At 67.9% G+C, this 1,457-nt stretch carries 2 protein-coding genes; both read left to right on the top strand.

The genetic code is table 11. From position 1 onward, the window contains the following. On the top strand, positions 1-773 hold a 773-nt coding region (locus IP78_RS12030), incomplete at its 5' end, for an alpha/beta hydrolase (protein WP_156320395.1). Positions 774-777: 4 nt separating this feature from the next. Beyond that, a complete protein-coding gene (locus IP78_RS12025; protein WP_054111921.1) occupies positions 778-1,323 on the top strand; it encodes a VOC family protein in 546 nt (181 codons plus the stop codon). Positions 1,324-1,457 lie beyond the last annotated feature (134 nt).

Below are 1,457 nucleotides of genomic sequence, written 5' to 3'. Positions count from 1 at the left end.
CCCACAGCGGGGCGCGAGCGGCAAGCTCGCGCCCCGTCTTCCTTCTGGTGCACGGCGCGTGGCATGGCAGCTGGTGCTGGCGTCGTGTCGCCGAACGCTTGGAATCGACCGGTGCCCGGGTACTGACGCCAACCCTGACCGGTTGCGGCGAGCGGGCTCACTTGATGCGGCCGGACGTTGGGCTGGACACCCACATCCAGGACGTCGTCGCTGTCATCGAGGCCGAGGAGCTGACCCAGATCCATCTCTGCGGCCACTCCTATGGCGGCATGGTGGTCACAGGTGTCTGCGATCGCCTGAAATACCGGATCTCTTCGGTCCTCTATCTGGACGCCGCCGTGCCGTCGGACGGCGAGACCATGATCACCCAGTCACCGGGCATCACACCAGAAGCAGCGGCCGCGACAGAAGCGGGCCTGCGCGCGCTCGCTCCCGACGGCGTGGCCATGCAGGTCTTCCCCGACGTCACGATCTTCGGCGTCGCGGCAGGCACTGAGGACGAAGCATGGCTTAAGCGCCGCCTGACGCCCCATCCGCTCAAGACCTGGCTGGACCCGATCCGGCTGACGAACGGCGGCTCCGACCGTTTGCGCCGCTCCTATGTGCACTGCGTCGATCCGGTCCTGCCAATGGCGTCCTTCCCGGCGCATTACGCTCGCCTAAGGAATGACCCGAGTTGGTCCGTCTCTACCCTGGCGACCGGCCACGACGCCATGATCACCGCCCCGGCCGCCGTGGCCGACCTCATGCTCTCCCAGACCGTTGGAGGATGATCCCATGACGACCAACCGCCGCGCGCTCCTGATCGGTTCCGCGCTCGCTCCCGCCGCGCTCGCCACGGCGGCTGTCGCCCAGACGCCGCCTTCGACTGGCCAGCTGGTCCGGTGCGCCCTATTCATCTCGGACCTCGAGGCCTCGACCACCTTCTACCGCGACATCATCGGCCTGCCGGAACTGCTGTTCGAGGGCGCCTTGCAGGGGGCGCCGCTTGAGCGCCTGCTGGGCCTCGCTGAGGGCGCCGGAGTCCGCTTCCGCATCCTGAAGGCCGAGGGCCCTCCCTACGGCATGATCGCCCTGTTCCAGGTGACCGGGCAGAATCTGGCGCGGGTCCGGAAGACCGAAGGGACGGTCAACATCGGCGAAGGCGTTCTGGTCTTCCACCGTCCCGATCTAGACGCCCTGTCGGCCCGCCTTTCGGCCATCGGCCAGGGCTTCCTCAGCGGTCCCGAAAGGCTGGTGGACACACCCCAGCGTCGCACCGACCGTGAGGTCATGCTGCGCGACCCGGACGGCGTCCTGATCAACATCATCGAGCGGGCCTGACGCTGATCAGCGCTCCAGCGCCACGAGCTCGTACCAGGTCTGCATATAGCCGCCGACCCCGCCCTGGAGCATGACCCCGTCCGCGTCGTCGGTGATCCAGACATCATACGGCGGGTGCTGGCCACCCATCCCCG

Origin of the sequence: Brevundimonas sp. AAP58 (assembly GCF_001295975.1) — a bacterium.
Lineage (GTDB): Bacteria > Pseudomonadota > Alphaproteobacteria > Caulobacterales > Caulobacteraceae > Brevundimonas.
The sequence above is the reverse complement of the archived record's forward strand: the minus strand, read 5'-3'. Positions and strand labels throughout refer to the sequence as shown.